Annotated in this window: 1 protein-coding gene; it reads right to left on the bottom strand. The window is 51.0% G+C overall.

Annotated elements, in window-relative coordinates; genetic code table 11:
• Window positions 1-272: 272 nt before the first annotated feature.
• Entirely contained in the window at window positions 273-1,307 is a 1,035-nt protein-coding gene (locus JN414_RS16350; protein WP_015074928.1) for an IS110 family transposase, read from the bottom strand.
• Between the last annotated feature and the right edge of the window lie 81 nt (window positions 1,308-1,388).

Here is a 1,388-nt window from a genome sequence, read left to right as displayed (position 1 = left end):
TGTGTGAACGGCCTCTATGGCGCAAGGAAAATCTTGTCTTGAAACATACGGAACTGGTGCTCTCATGTGTCCGGCCTTTTTGTGCAGCCACTAGGGCCGCTGGCCATGATGAAGTCCGCGAACAGAAAACCTAAAACAATTCCACGCGCTTTAATGGCGCAAGAGCGAGCACGGTTTTATTCTGTTCCCGAAGCAGTCCGGTCTGTCATCAAAACTCAACACTCCCGCACATCTACCAGATCATCAAATGATGACTGGCTTTGTCTCTGATCTTAGCAAACGGCACACGGAACTGCCGAGGTGCCACGATATGTCTCGGCGCGGCTCATAAGAGCCCATGCAATCCTTGCTGTCTTGTTAGCCAATGCGACAGAGACAACGCGTCCAGGCTTTTTCTCCCGAAGCATCTGGCCCCAGAGATGACTGGGTGTTTTTTTGCGATCTATGCGCAGGAGAGCAGTAACGCCTACGACAAGTAACCTGCGAATATACCCGTTACCGGCCTTGGTTATGCGCCCAAGCGTATCTTTGCCACCTGAGCCATGAACACGAGGTGTTAAACCAAGCCATGCAGAGAAATGTCTTCCCGACCGAAAAAGCTTTGGGTCCGGAACAGACGCTGCGATAGCGCTCGCGACAATCGGACCGATCCCTGGGACGGTCGCAAGTCGCATACTGTTTTCGTTATTACGATGCCATTGCAGGATCCTGTCATCCAGTTTTTCAATCTGGGTCTGTATCATACGAAGCTGATCTAGAAAGGCATGTGCGACGGTTCGTATTTCATTCGGCCACGAGTCTTGATTTTCATGGACAAGGCCTCCGAGAGACTTGGCGCCGACAACTCCTTTGGGAGCAATGAGACCAATTTCACTCAAATGTCCTCGAAGAGCATTGATGAGCATGGTCTTCTGCTTCACCAGCAAGTCTCGACTGCTGTGCAACATCAGAACAGACTGTTGTTCTACAGATTTGACAGGAACAAACTGCATGGTCGGTCGTGTGACGGCTTCACAGATGGCCTCGGCATCGCGCGCATCTGTTTTTCCGCGTTTGAGGTAAGGCTTGACGTAGTTTGGTGGCATCAGTCTGACCGTATGTCCCAAAGCTTTGAACTCGCGTGCCCAATAATGGGCTGACCCGCACGCTTCCATACCAATGAGGCATGGCGGAAGTTTCTGAAAAAATTTTAGGAGCTCGGCGCGTCTCAGTTGACGCTTGAGGACAGGCAATCCCTGCTGGTTAACAGCGTGGATTTGAAAAACAGATTTGGCGAGATCAAGACCGATAACTGCAATGTCTGTCATTGTTCTTCTCCGGATGCCCTGACTGGCAACGGCACCCTAGCACTAAAGTAAGGCATAGAGGCCGTTCACCACATCAATTCC

Source organism: Gluconobacter sp. Gdi, assembly GCF_014132155.1.
Taxonomy (GTDB): Bacteria; Pseudomonadota; Alphaproteobacteria; order Acetobacterales; family Acetobacteraceae; genus Gluconobacter.
Note: the sequence above shows the minus strand (reverse complement) of the source record. Positions and strands in the feature narration are given on the sequence as shown.

Coding starts and splice junctions, on each gene's coding strand:
- JN414_RS16350 (WP_015074928.1), bottom strand. CDS start 1,307: ATGACAGACATTGCAGTTATCGGTCTTGATCTCGCCAAATCTGTTTTT.